Source organism: Pseudomonas sp., from assembly GCF_030147005.1.
Classification (GTDB): domain Bacteria; phylum Pseudomonadota; class Gammaproteobacteria; order Pseudomonadales; family Pseudomonadaceae; genus Aquipseudomonas.
Genome location: NZ_JASLAW010000130.1, coordinates 15,820 through 31,869 on the forward strand (window position 1 = coordinate 15,820; position 16,050 = coordinate 31,869).

14 protein-coding genes and 1 pseudogene are annotated in these 16,050 nt (G+C 59.8%); 10 read left to right on the forward strand and 5 right to left on the reverse strand.

Translation table 11 applies throughout. The annotated features are described in order from the left end of the window. Positions 1 to 126 precede the first annotated feature (126 nt). On the forward strand, positions 127 to 1,038 hold the full coding sequence (locus Q1V60_RS11945; RefSeq protein WP_300630474.1) for a DMT family transporter: 912 nt from the start codon (positions 127 to 129) through the stop codon (positions 1,036 to 1,038). Positions 1,039 to 1,060: 22 nt separating this feature from the next. Here the strand turns inward: Q1V60_RS11945 and norR are convergent, their stop codons facing one another. After that, positions 1,061 to 2,605, reverse strand: coding sequence for a nitric oxide reductase transcriptional regulator NorR (gene norR / locus Q1V60_RS11950; protein WP_300630476.1), 1,545 nt, complete (start codon positions 2,603 to 2,605; stop codon positions 1,061 to 1,063). A 147-nt stretch (positions 2,606 to 2,752) separates the two neighbouring features. On the opposite strand from norR, the gene hmpA reads away from it, so the two are divergent. Then, entirely contained in the window at positions 2,753 to 3,934 is a 1,182-nt protein-coding gene (gene hmpA, locus Q1V60_RS11955) for an NO-inducible flavohemoprotein (RefSeq protein ID WP_300630478.1), read from the forward strand. A gap of 209 nt (positions 3,935 to 4,143) precedes the next feature. Further along, positions 4,144 to 4,650: a disulfide bond formation protein B gene (locus Q1V60_RS11960; RefSeq protein WP_300630479.1), complete on the forward strand. Its 507-nt coding sequence runs from the start codon at positions 4,144 to 4,146 to the stop codon at positions 4,648 to 4,650. Positions 4,651 to 5,123: 473 nt separating this feature from the next. On the opposite strand, the pseudogene Q1V60_RS24950 reads toward Q1V60_RS11960, so the two are convergent. Further along, positions 5,124 to 5,414: pseudogene (locus tag Q1V60_RS24950) on the reverse strand (hypothetical protein). Positions 5,415 to 5,441: 27 nt separating this feature from the next. Here Q1V60_RS24950 and cyoA point away from each other — a divergent pair. The 7 genes from cyoA to Q1V60_RS11995 all read left to right on the forward strand — a co-directional run bounded on the left by cyoA (position 5,442) and on the right by Q1V60_RS11995 (position 12,410). Further along, a complete protein-coding gene (gene cyoA, locus Q1V60_RS11965; RefSeq protein ID WP_300630481.1) occupies positions 5,442 to 6,383 on the forward strand; it encodes a ubiquinol oxidase subunit II in 942 nt (313 codons plus the stop codon). A gap of 3 nt (positions 6,384 to 6,386) precedes the next feature. Next, positions 6,387 to 8,405, forward strand: coding sequence for a cytochrome o ubiquinol oxidase subunit I (gene cyoB, locus Q1V60_RS11970; protein WP_300630483.1), 2,019 nt, complete (start codon positions 6,387 to 6,389; stop codon positions 8,403 to 8,405). Between the two features lie 3 nt (positions 8,406 to 8,408). Then, a complete protein-coding gene (locus tag Q1V60_RS11975) occupies positions 8,409 to 9,035 on the forward strand; it encodes a cytochrome o ubiquinol oxidase subunit III (protein WP_300630485.1) in 627 nt (208 codons plus the stop codon). Next, positions 9,035 to 9,370, forward strand: a complete 336-nt coding sequence (gene cyoD, locus Q1V60_RS11980) for a cytochrome o ubiquinol oxidase subunit IV (protein ID WP_003194051.1) — start codon at positions 9,035 to 9,037, stop codon at positions 9,368 to 9,370. The genes Q1V60_RS11975 and cyoD overlap by 1 nt, the downstream gene beginning before the upstream one ends. 11 nt (positions 9,371 to 9,381) lie before the next feature. Further along, positions 9,382 to 10,269 carry a heme o synthase gene (gene cyoE / locus Q1V60_RS11985; RefSeq protein WP_300630488.1) on the forward strand — a complete coding sequence of 296 codons (888 nt, stop codon included), beginning with the start codon at positions 9,382 to 9,384 and terminating at the stop codon, positions 10,267 to 10,269. A 166-nt stretch (positions 10,270 to 10,435) separates the two neighbouring features. Further along, on the forward strand, positions 10,436 to 11,134 hold the full coding sequence (gene queC / locus Q1V60_RS11990; RefSeq protein ID WP_300630490.1) for a 7-cyano-7-deazaguanine synthase QueC: 699 nt from the start codon (positions 10,436 to 10,438) through the stop codon (positions 11,132 to 11,134). 181 nt (positions 11,135 to 11,315) lie between these two features. Next, positions 11,316 to 12,410 (forward strand): pyridoxal phosphate-dependent aminotransferase, encoded by a 1,095-nt coding sequence (locus tag Q1V60_RS11995; RefSeq protein ID WP_300630492.1) that lies wholly within the window; start codon positions 11,316 to 11,318, stop codon positions 12,408 to 12,410. 69 nt (positions 12,411 to 12,479) lie between these two features. On the opposite strand, the gene Q1V60_RS12000 is transcribed toward Q1V60_RS11995, so the two are convergent. From Q1V60_RS12000 to Q1V60_RS12010, 3 genes are all read right to left on the reverse strand, one after another. After that, on the reverse strand, positions 12,480 to 13,196 hold the full coding sequence (locus tag Q1V60_RS12000) for a hypothetical protein (protein WP_300630493.1): 717 nt from the start codon (positions 13,194 to 13,196) through the stop codon (positions 12,480 to 12,482). Positions 13,197 to 13,309: 113 nt separating this feature from the next. Continuing rightward, a complete protein-coding gene (locus tag Q1V60_RS12005) occupies positions 13,310 to 14,560 on the reverse strand; it encodes an aspartate aminotransferase family protein (protein WP_300630494.1) in 1,251 nt (416 codons plus the stop codon). 153 nt (positions 14,561 to 14,713) lie between these two features. Beyond that, positions 14,714 to 15,727, reverse strand: a complete 1,014-nt coding sequence (locus Q1V60_RS12010) for a sensor domain-containing diguanylate cyclase (protein ID WP_300630496.1) — start codon at positions 15,725 to 15,727, stop codon at positions 14,714 to 14,716. Between the last annotated feature and the right edge of the window lie 323 nt (positions 15,728 to 16,050).

A 16,050-nucleotide genomic window follows, 5' to 3' on the forward strand; every position in this document is an offset into this window, starting at 1 on the left:
CCGACGTTTTGCATCCTACTCCGCCGTCATGACGCTGTGAGCCCCACGCCCGACAAAAGCGCAAGAATGTGCAAGAGAACTGCACGCGGTAAAAGCGACACTGTGGCTCAATCACCGGAGCCCGCTATGAACCTTTTCCTGTATTTACTCACTGTGCTGATCTGGGGCACGACCTGGATCGCGCTCAAATGGCAGTTGGGCGTGGTGGCGATTCCCGTATCGATCGTGTATCGCTTCGGCTTGGCGGCGCTGGTGCTGTTCGTGCTGTTGCTGCTCAGCCGCCGGCTGCAGGTGATGAACCGGCGCGGGCACCTGATTTGCGTGGCGCAGGGCCTGTGCCTGTTTTGCGTCAACTTCATGTGCTTTCTGACCGCCAGCCAGTGGATCCCCAGTGGGCTGGTGGCGGTGGTGTTTTCCACGGCGACCTTGTGGAACGCGCTGAATGCCCGCGTATTCTTCGGCCAGCGCGTTGCACGCAATGTGTTGATGGGCGGCGGCCTTGGCTTGCTCGGCCTGGGTTTTTTGTTCTGGCCCGAGTTGGCGGGGCACGCCACCAGCCCGCAGACCTTGCTCGGCCTGGGCCTGGCGTTGCTGGGCACGATGTGTTTTTCGGCGGGCAATATGCTGTCGAGCCTGCAACAGAAAGCCGGGCTCAAGCCCTTGACCACCAACGCCTGGGGCATGGCCTATGGTGCGGTGATGCTGGCGGCCTATTGCGCAGCGCGCGGTATTGCGTTCGAGATGGACTGGAGCGCGCGCTACCTCGGCGCCTTGTGGTACCTGGTGATTCCAGGCTCGGTGATTGGCTTTACCGCCTACCTGACGTTGGTCGGGCGCATGGGGCCGGAGCGGGCGGCGTATTGCACCGTGTTGTTCCCGGTGGTGGCGCTGAACGTCTCGGCATTTGCCGAGGGTTATCAGTGGACGGCACCGGCGCTGGCGGGGTTGGTGCTGGTGATGCTGGGCAATGTGCTGGTGTTTCGCAAACCCAGGGTGTCCGCCCCCGTGAACGTCATCCTGGGGGCCAAACACATTTAACTCGTGGGCGTGGATGACCGGTCTATTTGAGCCCAAGACGCTTGGCCATGCGGCCGAGGTTGGCGCGGTCCAGGCCCAGTTCACGGGCGGCGCCGGCCCAGTTGTGCTGGTGACGTTCCAGGCAGGCGCTGATGACCTGGCGTTGGTAGTGCTCGGTGGCCTGGCGCAGGTCGCCGGTGACTTCGCAGACCGCAGCGGCCGGTGCCTCGAGGGCGGGTGCGCTGACATCAGGCAGGTCCAGGTCCACAGCGCTCAGGCTGAGAATTTTCGGACGCTCGCCGCGGCGCCCCAGGGCTTTGAGCGCACTGCGTCCGATCAGGTGCTCCAACTCGCGCACATTGCCGGGCCAGTCATAGGCCAGCAGCGCCGCCTGGGCATCGCTGGTCAGGCGCAGGCTGCCCAGGCCCATGCGTGAGCGGTTCTGTTCCAGAAAATACCCGGCCAGCAGCAGCACATCGCGCCCGCGTTCACGCAGCGCAGGCACCTGCAACGGGTAGACGCTCAGGCGGTGGTAGAAGTCGGCGCGGTAGCGGCCAGTGCGCACTTCTGCGGCCAGGTCGCGATTGGTTGCGGCAATCAGGCGCACATCCACCCGGTGCTCTTTGTCCGAGCCCAGGCGCTGCAATTGGCCGCTTTGCAGCACGCGCAGCAGTTTGGCTTGTACGGTCAGCGACAATTCGCCCACTTCATCCAGGAATAACGTGCCGCCATCGGCCAATTCGAATTTGCCCCGGCGGTCATTCAGCGCGCCGGTGAAGGCGCCGCGCACATGGCCGAACAGCTCGCTTTCCACCAGCGTCTCGGGCAGCGCGGCGCAGTTGAGGCTGATCAGGGGTTTGTCGGCACGCGGCGACGCGGCGTGGATCGCCTGGGCGACCAGCTCCTTGCCGACCCCGGTTTCACCGGTTATCAGCACGGTCAGGTCACTGCCGCCCACCAGTTTGATTTCCTCGACCAAGTGCTTGTGCGCCTTGCTCTGGCCGATCATTTCCTTGTGCTGCTGGCCGCTGGCCTGGCGGTAGATCTCGGCGCGCTGGTGTTCGTCTTCGGCACGCAACGCCAGCCGTTCAATGCGCTCGGCGACGTTGACCGTGGCGGCGGCGAGGCTGGCAAAGGCTTGCAGGGCGTCGAGTTCGACCCGTTCAAAGCGCTCGGTGTCGAGGGCGTCCAGGGTCAGCAGGCCCCACGGTTGATCGTCGATAAACAACGGGCAGCCCATGCAGTCGTGAACTTCCAGATGCCCGTGCAGGCCATCCACCAGGCCGTCGTAAGGGTCGGGCAATGTGCTGTCGCTGTCGAAGCGGGTAGGGCCGGGGCTGCTCAGCAGCACCTCAAAACGCGGGTGTTCGCTGACCTTGAAGCGACGGCCCAGGGTGTCGGCGCTCAAGCCATCCACGGCCAGCGGTACCAGCCACTCGCCCTCCAGGCGCAGCAACGCGGCGGCATCACACGGCAGCAGGGCGCGCATGGCTTGCAGCAGGCGCCTATAGCGCTCGCCTTCGGGAAGTTCCCGTGACAGGTCGGCAACGAGGGGCAGCAGCGTGGTGAGCAGCGGTTGTGCAGTCATAATGACTCCTTGTAGTCCTTATGACTATAGGCTGTAGGAAGTCATATTGACTACGCAATTTTTAACCTCTTGAAAAATATGAATTTATTAGTTGGCACGATTACTGAGTACCTCAAGGCAATAAGCGAAAAGACCCAGGAGTCTCCCATGCTGAGTGCCCAAGACCGTGCCATCATCCAATCCACCGTGCCCCTGCTGGAAAGCGGTGGCGAAGCGCTGATCACCCATTTCTACCGCATGATGCTGTCCGAATACCCTGAAGTTGGCCCACTGTTCAACCAGGCTCACCAGGCCAGCGGCGACCAGCCCCGCGCCTTGGCCAATGGCGTGCTGATGTACGCGCGGCACATCGACCAGTTGGACCAATTGGGCGACCTGGTGGCCAGGATCATCAACAAGCATGTGGCCTTGCAGATCCTGCCGGAACACTACCCGATCGTCGGGGCCTGCCTGCTGCGGGCTATTTCCGAAGTGCTGGGCAGCGAGATTGCCACCCCTGAGGTGATGAGTGCCTGGGGCGCGGCCTACGGCCAGTTGGCGGATATCCTGATCGGCGCCGAAGCCGCTCTCTATGACGAGAAAGCCCAGGCGCCCGGCGGCTGGCGCGGTGCGCGGCCGTTCGTGCTGGTCAAGCGCGTGCAGGAGAGCGACGAAATTATCTCGTTTTACTTCGCCCCGGTGGACAACGGCCCGATCCTCAACGCTGCGCCCGGCCAATACATCGGCATGAAGCTGGTGCTCGATGGCGAGGAAGTGCGTCGCAACTATTCCCTGTCGGCTTTGAGCGATGCCGGCCTGTACCGCATCAGCGTCAAGCGCGAAGCCGGTGGGCGGGTGTCCAACTACCTGCATGATCAACTGCACGTCGGCGCGACGATTGACCTGCTCCCGCCTTCGGGCGAATTCACCCTGGCCGCCAGCGATAAGCCGTTGGTGCTGATCAGCGGCGGAGTGGGCATTACGCCAACCCTGGCGATGCTCGAAGCAGCCCTGGCCACCGAGCGCCCGGTGCACTTTATCCACTGCGCGCGTAACGGCGGGGTGCATGCGTTCCGTGACTGGGTAGACACGCTGGCGGCCAGGCACCCGCAGCTCAAGCGGTTCTACTGCTATGCCGAGGACGACGGCGTAAGCCCGGCGGCGGATAAGGTCGGCCTGTTGAGCCAGGAACAACTGGCGGCGTGGTTGCCCGAGCAGCGCGACATTGATGCTTACTTCCTGGGGCCCAAGGGCTTCATGGCGGCGATCAAGCGTCACCTCAAGGCGCTGGGCGTGCCCGAGAAACAAAGCCGCTACGAATTCTTCGGCCCGGCGGCATCGCTGGAATAACCACCCCTCCCTGTAGGAGCGAGCGTGCTCGCGAAGATCGTTAACGAAAACGTGGCCATCCTGATGAACGCGGTGCCCTTGGGTTTTTCGCCAGCAAGCTTGCTCCTGCGCAAGGTCTGATTAATCCGCTGTTAACCGCCCTCTGTTTTAACCAGTGCCTGTGTGTAAACTTGTGGCCATCAGGCACAACCAAACAAAGGGAACCGGACATGAGTGACGAAATGCGTTTGGGCAGGGAGCGGCGCTTTCTGGTGTTGCTGGGCATCATCTGCCTGGCGCTGATCGGCGGGGCGCTGTACATGCAAGTGGTGCTGGGCGAAGCGCCATGCCCGCTGTGCATCCTGCAACGCTACGCCTTGCTGTTGATTGCGATTTTTGCGTTCATCGGCGCTGCCATGCGCACCCAGAGGGCGGTCACGGTCTTTGAAGGGCTGGTGATTCTCAGCGCCCTGGGCGGTGTGGCGGCTGCCGGTCACCACGTGTACACCCAATTCTTCCCCCAGGTCAGTTGCGGCATTGATGTGCTGCAGCCGATCGTCGATGACCTGCCCCTGGCCAAAGTGTTTCCCCTGGGCTTTCAGGTCGACGGCTTTTGCAGCACGCCCTATCCGCCGATCCTCGGCCTGTCCCTGGCGCAGTGGGCATTGGTGGCATTCGTGCTGACGGTGATCCTGGTGCCCCTGTGCATCTATCGTAATCGCCACCCCAAAGCCTGAAGCCGTTCAATGAAACGCCCCGGTCTTCTTCAGTGAAGGCCAGGGCGTTTTTGTTTGCAGGGATTTGTGAAAGGGCCGTGACGAGCAGCAAGGAATCGTGCGCGCAGCGTGCGACATGTTGTCACACGGAGGTTGCCGCAGGAGGTTTTTGAGCGGCCGAACCGGCCTCTGAATTTGCATCCGAGGCGCAAACTGTGCTGTCAGTTCGTGGTTGGAAACACAGCGCCAAACACGCGCGGTTCGAGCCCAGGCGTGTTCTGTAAATGCCTTGTTTTATGGGGACTTTACTCCGTTTGCCATGCCCTTACACCGAGTAAGGGGTGTGGCAATCTGCCCAGTAACAGCGCAATTTTTGTGGTTTTTGTTGAGAATTGAACACGATAAGATCGCGAACCATTGCAAGAATGGTGAAGGATTATTGCTGTAATCGATAAAAATTATTTCTTTATCAGACATGGTTTATACATCGCTAGCTAACTACAATCGCCCGCACTGAATGTCCGGTGCTGTTCAATATTTGAGCATTGGAGCGGTCGAGGAGCAGATGGAAGGCTCTGTGCGATCCCAGGTTCCGGCAGCCTTTCAACTATCCGCACCAAATGGAATTGGTCTGTAACAAGGCCTTTAGCCACGAAATCGAATAAGAACTCACCGCAGGTCCGTGAAACGTCACCTTATGGCGTGATGGGCAGGCTCTTATTCAATCGAAGAGAAATGCCAACCCTTGGCAGGGTGAAGTGTTGGCGATCAAAACCCAACTGCATTGCGCAAGCTGCTTTAGAGGTCGTGAGATGAGTAAAAACAGGTACCCCCGATTACTAGGCTTTTTGCCGCTGCTTGGCATGATGTTAATGCTGGGAGGCTGCAAGTGGACCTTGCTCGACCCAAAAGGACAGGTCGGTCTGGATGAACGAAACCTGATCATCACCGCCACCCTGCTGATGCTGCTGGTCGTGGTCCCTGTGATCATCATGACCTTCGCCTTCGCCTGGAAATACCGCGCATCCAACACCAGCGCCACCTACGCGCCGAAGTGGTCGCACTCCACCAAGATCGAAATCGCGGTGTGGCTGGTCCCGATCCTCATCATCGTTGCCCTGGGTTATGTGACCTACAAGTCCACCCACGCACTGGACCCGTACCGCCCGCTGGAATCGGACGTCAAGCCGATCAACATCGAAGTGGTCGCGCTGGACTGGAAGTGGCTGTTCATCTACCCGGACCTGGGTATCGCCACTGTGAACCAGATTCGGTTCCCGGAGCACACGCCGCTTAACTTCAAGATCACCTCCGACGCCGTGATGAACTCGTTCTTCATCCCAGCCCTGGGCGGCCAGATCTATGCGATGGCAGGCATGCAGACCAAGCTGCACCTGATCGCCAACCAGAAAGCCGAAATGGAAGGCATCTCCGCCAACTACAGCGGCGCTGGCTTCACCGGCATGAAATTCAAAGCGATCTCGACGAGCCAGGAAGAATTTGACGCCTGGGTAGCCGAAGTCAAGGCCGCACCTAAACAGCTTGATCAAGCTGAATACGACGCCCTGACCAAACCAAGCCAGAACAACCCTGTCGCGCTGTACTCCGCGTTTGAGCCGAACCTGTTTCAGAAAATCGTCGACAAGTACGAAGGTATGAAGCCAGGCAAGCCGGTCAAGCACGAGAAGAAAGAAGTGGCCGTGGTTGAAGGTTCTGACACGGGCTCGCATTCAACTGCTGGGGCAGAGGAGTAAACGATGTTTGGTAAATTAAGTTGGGATGCGGTCCCGTTCCACGAGCCGATTGTGATGATTACCATCGCCATGATCGCGCTGGGTGGTCTGGCACTGTTTGCAGGTATCACGTACTTCAAGAAGTGGACCTACCTGTGGACCGAGTGGCTGACGTCGGTCGACCACAAGAAAATCGGCGTCATGTACGTCATCGTTGCCATGGTCATGCTGCTGCGTGGCTTTGCCGACGCCATCATGATGCGTACCCAGTTGGCCATGGCCACCGAGGGTTCGCCTGGCTACCTGCCGCCTGAACACTATGACCAGATCTTCACCGCCCACGGTGTGATCATGATCATCTTCATGGCGATGCCATTCTTCACCGGCTTGATGAACCTTGCCTTGCCGCTGCAGATCGGTGCGCGTGACGTTGCCTACCCGTTCCTGAACTCCCTGAGCTTCTGGCTGCTGGTGTCCGGCGTGGTGCTGATCAACGTGTCCCTGGGCGTTGGCGAATTCGCCAAGACCGGTTGGGTTGCGTATCCGCCATTGTCGGGGCTGCAATACAGTCCGGGCGTGGGTGTGGACTACTACATCTGGGCCCTGCAGTTATCAGGACTCGGGACGACATTGACGGGGGTCAACTTCCTGGCCACCGTGCTGAAAATGCGCGCCCCTGGCATGAAACTGATGGACATGCCGATCTTCACCTGGACCTGCACCTGGGCAAACGTCCTGATCGTGGCTTCGTTCCCGATCCTGGCCGCTACCATGGCGCTGCTGTCGCTTGACCGTTACCTGGATTTCCACATTTTCACCAATGAACTTGGTGGCAATCCAATGATGTACGTGAACCTGTTCTGGGCATGGGGTCACCCTGAGGTGTACATCCTGATCCTGCCGGCGTTCGGTATCTTCTCCGAAGTGATCTCGACCTTTACCGGCAAGCGCCTGTTCGGTCACCACTCGATGGTCTACGCCTCCGGCGCGATCTCCGTACTGGGCTTCATGGTGTGGCTGCACCACTTCTTCACCATGGGTTCGGGGGCCAGCGTCAACGCCTTCTTCGGCCTGGCGACGATGCTGATTTCCATCCCGACGGGGGTGAAGCTATTCAACTGGCTGTTCACCATCTACCACGGTCGTTTGCGCATGACCAGCCAGGTTCTGTGGACCCTGGGCTTCATGGTGACCTTCGCCATCGGCGGCATGACCGGCGTACTGCTGGCCATTCCGGGTGCTGACTTCGTACTGCACAACAGCCTGTTCGTGATCGCTCACTTCCACAACGTGATCATCGGCGGCGCGGTATTCGGTTACATCGCAGGCTTCAGCTTCTACTTCCCGAAAGCGTTCGGCTTCAAGCTGCACGAAGGTTGGGGCAAGGCTGCATTCTGGCTGTGGATCTCGGGCTTCTTCGTCGCGTTCATGCCGCTCTATGCACTGGGCTTCATGGGCATGACCCGTCGTCTGAACGCCACCACCAACCCTGAGTGGGTGCCGTACCTGTACGTCGCCATGTTCGGTGCGTTGATGATCGCTGCAGGTATCGCCTGCCAGCTGATCCAGTTGTATGTCAGCGTGCGTGACCGCAAGCAGAACATGTGCGAGTCCGGCGACCCGTGGAACGGCCACACTCTGGAATGGTCGACCTCGTCGCCGCCACCGTTCTACAACTTCGCTGTGATCCCTACCGCGAACACCATCGATGCGTTCACCGAAGCCAAGGAAGACGGTACTGCGTACCAGAAGCCCAAGCACTACGAGCCGATCCACATGCCAAACAACACCGCCACCGGCGTGGTGATGGGTGCGCTGTTGACCGTGTTCGGTTTCGCGATGATCTGGCACATCTGGTGGCTGGCAATCGCGAGCCTGGTGGGCACTATCGGTTACTTCATCATTCACGCTGCCCGTGATGATCAAGGCTACATGGTGCCGGTCGAAACGATCGAACGCATCGAAGCCGAGCAGCACGCTCGCCTGGTAGCCGAGAAGAAGATTCCGGCCAACCGTGTAGAAACCTCGTTGGAACAGGCTTAAACCATGTCGAACTTAGTGACCAATGCTGGACACGCCCATGTCGATGACCATGGGCACGATGACCATCACCACGACTCGGGGCCAATAACCGTCTTCGGTTTCTGGCTCTACCTGATGACCGACTGCATCTTGTTTGCGTCGATCTTCGCGGTGTACGCGGTACTGGTAAATAACGTAGCGGGTGGCCCGTCGGGCCACGACATCTTCGAACTGCCTTACGTGCTCGGCGAAACCGCCTTGCTGTTGTTCAGTTCGATCACCTACGGCTTCGCCATGTTGGCCTTCTACAAGGGCAACAAGAAGGGCGTGCTGAGCTGGCTGGGCCTGACCTTCCTGTTCGGCCTGGGCTTCATCGGCATGGAGATCAACGAGTTCCACCTGCTGATCTCCGAAGGCTACGGCCCGCACCGTTCCGGTTTCCTGTCGGCATTCTTCACGCTGGTCGGTACCCACGGTCTGCACGTATCCGCCGGCCTGCTGTGGATGGCGGTGATGATGTATCAGGTCAATAAACACGGCCTGACCAACACCAACAAGACCCGCCTGAGCTGCCTGAGCCTGTTCTGGCACTTCCTGGACGTGGTCTGGATCTGCGTATTCACCGTCGTTTACTTGATGGGGACTCTGTAATGGCTAATGCACACTCCCATGACAGCCACGATTCAAGCCACGGCAGCGTAAAGTCTTACGCCATCGGCTTCATCCTGTCGGTCATCCTGACCCTGATCCCGTTCGGCCTGGTGATGTACCCCACCTTGCCGAAGTCGATCACCTTGATGATCGTCCTGGCGTTTGCGGTGATTCAGGTCCTGGTTCACCTGGTGTACTTCCTGCACCTGGATCGTTCCAAAGAGCAGCGCGAGAACGTGATTGCGTTTGTGTTCGCAGGCCTGGTGATTGTTCTGCTGGTTGGTCTGTCGCTGTGGATCATGTTCAGCATCCACACCTACATGATGGCGAAGTGAGGTAAAACCCGATGTCGCTTAAGCACTTTATCCAAATCACCAAACCGGGGATCATTTTCGGTAACGTGCTTTCTGTGGCGGGCGGTTTCTTCCTGGCCTCCAAGGGACATGTCGATCTGGCCATCTTCCTGGCTGCAATGATCGGTACGTCCCTGGTGGTTGCTTCCGGTTGCGTGTTCAACAACTGCATCGACCGTGACATCGACATCAAGATGGAGCGCACCAAGAATCGCGTGTTGGTCCAGGGCCTTATCTCCCTGAAACTGGCACTGATCTTCGCGACCGTCCTGGGTGTTGCGGGCGTGGTGTTGTTGTACAAGGTGGCCAACCCGCTGGCGGCGCTGTTTGCCGTGATCGGTTTTGTCATCTACGTCGGCCTCTACAGCCTCTACCTCAAGCGCAAGTCGGTACACGGCACGTTGGTGGGCAGTCTGTCGGGGGCGATGCCGCCGGTGATTGGTTATGTGGCTGTAACCAATAGCTTCGACATGGCCGCGCTGGTGCTGCTGGTGATGTTCAGCCTGTGGCAGATGCCGCATTCCTACGCCATCGCGATTTTCCGCTTCAATGACTACCTGGCTGCTTCGATTCCGGTTCTGCCGGTCAAGCGTGGCATCCAGGTGGCCAAGAAACACATCCTGCTCTACATCCTGGCCTTCCTCGTGGCGACCTTGATGTTGACCTTCAGTGGCTACGCCGGCATGAGCTACCTCGCCGTTGCCGCCGCCATGGGCATGTACTGGTTGTACATGGCCTGGACCGGCTACAAGGCGGTGGACGACACCGTCTGGGCGCGCAAGCTGTTCGTGTTCTCGATCTTCACCATCACCGCGCTCAGCGTGATGATGTCCCTGGATTTCCAAGTACCGAAAGAGCTGTTGCTGACGTACGCACGCTGAGTGGTCTGAGCGGTAGCTTTTGAGTAGTAAACAGCCCCGCCTTCGCAAGAAGCGCGGGGTTTTTTATTGAGCGCTGCGCCAAACCGGATACGCTGCGTTATCGTTTACGTTTTTTGCGAGCAAGCTCGCTTTACACCCAAATTCTTCGAATTCAGGAAGCCAAGCAATGCGTAAAAAAGCCGTTATGGTGTTCAGTGGCGGGCAGGATTCGACCACCTGTCTGGTCCAGGCACTGCCGCTGTATGACGAAGTGCACTGCATTACGTTTGATTATGGGCAGCGTCACGTGGCGGAAATCGAAGTCGCCCGCAAGCTGGCCAAGCAACTGGGCGCCACCGTACACAAAGTGATGGATGTGTCGCTGCTCAATGAGCTGGCGATCAGCAGCCTGACCCGTGACAACATCCCCGTGCCGACCGTGAACAGCTCGGGCGAGAGCCTGCCGAGCACCTTCGTGCCGGGCCGCAATATCCTGTTCCTGACCCTGGCCGCGATCTACGCCTATCAAGTGAAGGCCCAGAGCGTCATCACCGGCGTCTGCGAAACCGACTTCTCGGGCTACCCGGATTGCCGCGATGAATTCGTCAAAGCGTTGAACCAGGCGCTCAAGCTGGGCATGGAATACGACGTGCGTCTGGACACCCCTTTGATGTGGCTGAACAAGGCCGAGACCTGGGCCCTGGCCGATTATCACGGGCAACTGGAACTGGTGCGCGAGCAGACGTTGACTTGCTACAACGGCATCATCGGCACCGGCTGTGGCGAGTGTGATGCGTGCAATCTGCGCGCCCGGGGCTTGAATGACTACCTGCAGGACAAGGCGAATGTCATGCAGAGCCTGAAGCACAAGTTGCAGCTGAAATAACATTGCTGGACGCGTCATGCCCGTTCCAGCCGTACACCGATCAAATTGCGGGGGCATGCCAGTTCAGGCGCGGTGCGCCGCGTTGGCTATCGGGTGATGCTAAATCGGACGACATGTACTTCGTCATACTCCTCTGTACGACTCGTAGGAATCCCCCGTCCGTCTACAAGGAGTAGTCACCATGGTCAACGTCAGTCGTCGGTCCCTTCTCGCCCTGGGCGCAGCCTTGCCTGTTCTCGGGCATCTCGATTGGGCGGTCGCAAGCCCTGAACCGGCGGCCTCTGACTACGTATTGCTCAATTACAACGAAAGCCCTTATGGGCCGTCAAAAGCGGCGCTTGAAGCGATGCAGCGTGGCAGTGCGGCAGCGGGGCGTTATCCCTACTCGCACATGTACGCCCTGGCGGCGCTGTTTGCCCGGCAGCAAGGTATTAACGAAGAGAACGTGGCGGTATTCGCCGGCTCCATGGCCGCTCTGCGCTATGCCGTGTTGGCCTTCACCAGCCCAACCCGTGGCGTGGTGATGGCCACGCCGTCCTACGAAGTTCCGCGCCAGGCGGCCGAGTCGAACAAGGCACCGGTACACGAAGTGAACCTCGATGCCCAGCATGCCCATGATGTACCGGCCATGCTCGCGGCTGATCCCCAGGCCGGCATGCTGTACCTGTGCAACCCCAACAACCCGACCGGCACCCTGACCTCGACCGAGGCTATCCGCCAGGCGCTGGCGAACAAACCCAAAGGCAGCGTGCTGGTGGTGGACGAAGCCTATATCGACTTCTGCGATGCCCCCAGTTGCGTGAGCTGGATCAAGGACCACGACGACCTGCTGGTGCTGCGCACCTTCTCCAAAATCTACGGCATGGCCGGCGCGCGCCTGGGCCTGGCCATCGGCCACCCGGCATTGCTGGAGCGGTTGGCGGTGTTCGGCGGCGACAACGTACCGGCCGGCGCCAGCCTGCTGGGCGCCCACGCCAGCCTGGAAGACGTCAAGCTGCTGGGCCAGCGCAAGGCGCTCAATGCCGGCTTGCGTGATGAAACTATCGCCTGGCTGAACGGACGGGGGTTTACCTGCACCGTGTCCCACAGCAACTGCTTCATGATCGACGTGAAACAACCGGCAGAGCCGGTGGTTGAACGGCTGGCGGCACAGAATGTGCTGGTTGGGCGGGTATGGGAAAACTGGCCGCAATGGGTGCGGGTGACGGTGGGCAATAAACAGGACATGCAGCGGTTTCGCGAGGCGTTCGCGGCGCAGGTCGCGCGCGTAGGCTGAAACACACAAAACAAAAACTGTGGGAGCAGGCCCCTCCCACAGGGGGCCTGCTGTGTTGCCGTCAACGCGTTACTGCTGGGCGATGCTGTACCCGTCAAACGCAGTTTGTTGCTGTAGCGCAGTGATCACGCTCTTGCGGCTCAGCGGCTGTTCAGTACCCGCATTATCCACAAAGCTTTCCACGTCCGGCTCGGCTTCCTCGCCCTCGCCAACAAAGTTGAACCCCAGGAATTCGAACGCTTCACGGTCGACGTTGAGTTTGGAGCGCGGCGTGCGCAGCGGCAGGGTGACGCTGATGCCATCCTTGCTGATCACAAACACCTCGGCTTCTTTCTTGGCGCGTGCGGCTTTGTTCTTGCCGGCGCTTGGGTGGCTGATGGCCTGGTGCGACTGGTTCAGCACCTTGAGGGCCAGGCCGTAAAGCAGCTCCTGGAATTGGGGGTCGTCCTTGAAGCTGGACAGAATGCGGCTGATGGAAAACTTGCTGCTCAGGTCTTCCAAGGCGGCGTTGTCGGCGGCTTCGGCATCCTTCAATTGCTTGAGCTGGCCCATCAGGTCGTAGGCCGTGTCATCGTCGAAGGCGTCGTGGGCCTGACGGATAGCCACGCGCAGCTCGCGGATCTGGTCGCTTTCCCTGGAGGTGTGAAACGCGTCCAGCACCATTTCGCTGATGATCTTGGCCGCTGGCAGATGCTGTGAAAGATTGATGGCGTTTTCGTACTCGGCTTTGGCGTGCGAGACGACTACGGAGGCTTCGGCGGATTCAGCGGTGTACGAATCGGACATTGAAATTTCACTACTTCAGTAAACGGGAGAGACAAAAAAACGTCGGGCATTTTCAGCGGGCAGGGGAGTCAGGTCAAGGCGTCAGCGTCAGCAGGCTCTGCGAGCGCAGGCGACTAGTCCAGTTGCTTGAGGCACGCCTGCAGCGTATCCAGGCCTTCCTCCAGCACTGCCGGCTCGATGGTCAGCGGTGCCAGCAGCCGGATGATATGCCGCGACTTGCCGCTGGGCATCAGCAGCAGGCCGGCCGCGCGCGCCAGGCTCAGCAATTGGGTCAGTTGCTTGGTGGCGGGCGTACCGTCGGCGTGCGCCAGTTCGATGCCGCGCATGGCACCGACCCCGGTGAGACGGCCCAGGTAAGGCGACAGCGATTGCGCGCGCCACGCTTGATAACGTCGCACAATCGCCGCTTCCTGCTGGGAGCCCCATGCGTGCAGGTGCTCATCGGTCATGACATCGAGGGTCGCCAATGCGGCGGCGCAGGCGATGGGGTTGCCGGAATAGGTACCACCCAGCCCACCTTTAGGCAGGTTGTCCATCAGAGCCTTGCGCCCGACCACCGCCCCCAGCGGCACGCCGCCGGCGATGCTTTTGCCGAGCAGGATCAGGTCGGGCTCGATGTCCAGGCGCGAGAAGGCAAATCGCTGCCCGGTGCGACCGAAACCCGACTGGATTTCGTCGGCGATCAGCAGGATGTCGTTCTCGTCACAAAAGCGCCGCAGGGCCTGGGCAAATTCGATATCCAGGGCAAGGAAACCGCCTTCGCCCTGTACCGGTTCAATGATGAAGCAGGCGACATCGTTGACGTCGATTTCCACGCTGAACAGGCGCTCCATGGCCTTCAGCGCTTCGGCGCAGGTCACGCCGTTGTCGGCGCTGGGGTAGGGCAGGTGATACACGGGGCCTGGCAGCAGACCGATCTTTTGCTTATAGGGCGCAACCTTGCCGTTGAGGTTGAGGGTGGCCAGGGTGCGGCCATGAAACGCGCCGTCAAAGGCAATTACCGCCGTGCGGCCGGTGGCGCCGCGCACTATCTTCAAGGCGTTTTCTGCGGCCTCCGCGCCGCTGTTGGTGAGCATGCCGCTGACCGGGTAGCTCACCGGAATAAACGCGGTCAGGCGCTCCATCAATTCGATGTAGGGCAGGTGCGGCGCAGCGTTGAACGCATAGTGGGTGAGCCTGGCCGCTTGCTCGCCGATCGCTTGCACCACGGCGGGGTGACAATGGCCGAGGTTGAGTACGCCGATGCCGCCGACAAAATCGATATAGCGCTTACCCGCGGTGTCCCAGACTTCGGCGTTTTTACCGTGGCTGAGGCTGATGGGATGGACGATGGAAATCGATTGGCTGATGGTTTCGCGGCTCATGGATCGTTGACTCGGCAGTGATGGGCTCGGTTTTATCTAAGCCGCGCGAGCGTCCCTGCCGCAAACGAAATAAAGTCGCCGGATCATTATTAAAAGTCGGGATGTGACTCAGGCCGTCAGCCGGCAGAGGAGGGGCGCGCAACTGCCGGTTATTTATTCCGACACGCCATTCTTGCCCGCCGCCTTGGATCGATACAGCGCCTGATCGGCGCGCGCCATCAGGGCTGCCGGTGATTCGCCCAGCCGCCGTTCCACCACCCCCAGGCTCAGGGTGATCCGGGTATTACCCACGGCGGGTATTTCCTGGATTTTATGGCGCACCCTTTCGGCCAGTTCCTTCGCTGTCTCCAGCGTACTGTTGGGCAAGACCAGCATAAATTCATCGCCGCCCCAGCGGGCCAGCAAGTCATCTACCCGTACGCAGGCGTTCAGGCCTTCCACGACCTGTATCAGCGTCTGGTCGCCCACGCCATGGCCATGTCGGTCGTTGATCGGTTTGAAGTCATCGATATCCATGGCCACCAGCGCCAGCGGCAAACGAAAGCGCTCGGCGCGGTTGCACTCGTGGAGCATTACTTTTTCCAGGCGATAACGATTGGCGATGCGCGTCAGGGCATCCTGTTCGGCCAGGAAGCGGTTTTCGTCCAGTTGCAGCTGCAACTGCTGATTGACGCGTGACAACTCAAGCGTGCGCTCGACCACCAGGGCCTCAAGGGACTGGTTACGCTTTTGCAGGCGTTCTATGGAGCTTTTGCGTGTATGGATATCGCGGTGTGCGCCCACCATGCGTGCGACAGAATTGTCGGGATTGCGCGCAATGACGTAACCACGGTCCTCGATCCAGAGGTAAGTACCGTCCTGTTTTCGACAGCGGTATTCGGCTCGGTAATGGGGCGCGCGTTGGCAGATATAGTCATCAAAGCCGGCCATTACACGCGGGTAATCCTCAGGGTGGATCAGGTTTTCCCAGGTAAATACGCTGTTTTCCAGGGAGTGGCGCGAATAGCCAAGCATTTCGTACCAACCGGGGTTGCGGTAGACGAACCCGGTGTTGGCATTCCAGTCCCATATCCCGTCGCTGACCAATTCCATGATGGCATGCAGCATGTCGGCGGTGAGGCCGGAAAAGTCATTACGCAGCGGTTCGTTGCCGGTTGTATCGTCCATCTACGCGCTTCCTGCGTGAACTGGCTTCCAAGGCCAGCTGTTGTTGACGCCGATACTCCATGGCTGGCGCTACTGTACAGCGCGGCCGGCGCGCTTTGAATAGGGCGGGTGTGCTGTTTAGGGGCGTGGCGCCCAATACCCTGTGGGAGCGGGCTAGCTCTAATGCCAGTCAGTTAAGGAGAAGCGCTTTACCGTGGCGAGGGAGCTTGCTCCCGCTGGACTGCGCAGCAGTCCCATTTTCTGGGGTCGCTTCGCGGCCCAGCGGGAGCAAGCTCCCTCGCCACAGGCCGACGGTTGCCTGCTCTAGCGCTTAACTGACTGGC